The sequence below is a fragment of the Bradyrhizobium denitrificans genome, assembly GCF_013179005.1.
Taxonomy (GTDB): domain Bacteria; phylum Pseudomonadota; class Alphaproteobacteria; order Rhizobiales; family Xanthobacteraceae; genus Bradyrhizobium; species Bradyrhizobium denitrificans.
In genome coordinates this window covers 1-888 of the sequence record NZ_JABFDP010000082.1, presented here as the reverse complement: position 1 = coordinate 888, position 888 = coordinate 1, and the positions used below count along the sequence as shown (strand labels likewise).

The window sequence follows — 888 nt, the reverse complement described above, 5'->3', positions numbered from 1 at the left end:
GATGGTGGCGCTGCTCGCGGTGCTCAAGGCCGGCGGAGCCTATCTGCCGCTCGATCCGGACTACCCGGCCGAGCGGCTGGCCCACATGCTCGGCGACAGCGGAGCCAAGCTGCTGCTGACGCAGGCGGCGCTGCTGGATCGGTTCGCGCCGGCGCTGAGGACGAGCGGAGCCGAGGCCTGGCTGCTCGATACGGAGTCGGGCGACGGCGACGATGCCAATCTTGATCTCGAGATCCATCCAGAAAGCCTGGCCTACGTCATCTATACGTCGGGCTCGACCGGGCTGCCGAAGGGCGTGATGGTGCGCCATGGTGCGGTGACGAACTTCCTGGCGACCATGGCCGAGCAGCCCGGCATTGCGCGTGACGATCGCGTGCTCGGATTGACCTCGCTGTCGTTCGACATCGCGGTGCTGGAACTGTGGCTGCCGCTGACGCATGGCGCACAGGTGGTGCTGGCCGATCGCACTGCCGCGCATGATCCCGCGGTGCTGAAGGCGATGGTGGCGCGGCATGGCGTGACCATGATCCAGGCGACGCCATCGAGCTGGCGCATGCTGCTCGATCATGATGAGACAACGGACTGGCTGCCCGGAGATGGCCGTGTGCTGAGCGGCGGCGAGGCGCTGGCGCCGGACCTGGCGCGGCGGCTGACGGCGCTGAGCCGCGAGGTCTGGAACCTGTATGGGCCGACCGAGACCACGGTGTGGTCGGCGCGCCACCGGCTCGATGCGGCCGAATCCCAGCCGATGCTCGGTGGTCCGATCGGCAATACGACGTTGTATGTGCTGGACGGCCATCTCAATCTCGCGCCGGTCGGCGTGACCGGCGAACTGTTCATCGGCGGCGCGGGCCTCGCCCGCGGCTATTGGCAGCGTGCGTCGCTGAG

General features: G+C 68.4%; 1 protein-coding gene. It reads left to right on the top strand.

All coding sequences use genetic code 11. The features are described 5' to 3' along the window. The coding region (locus HL671_RS37825; RefSeq protein WP_172244241.1) for an AMP-binding protein at positions 1-888 on the top strand (888 nt) is incomplete at both ends.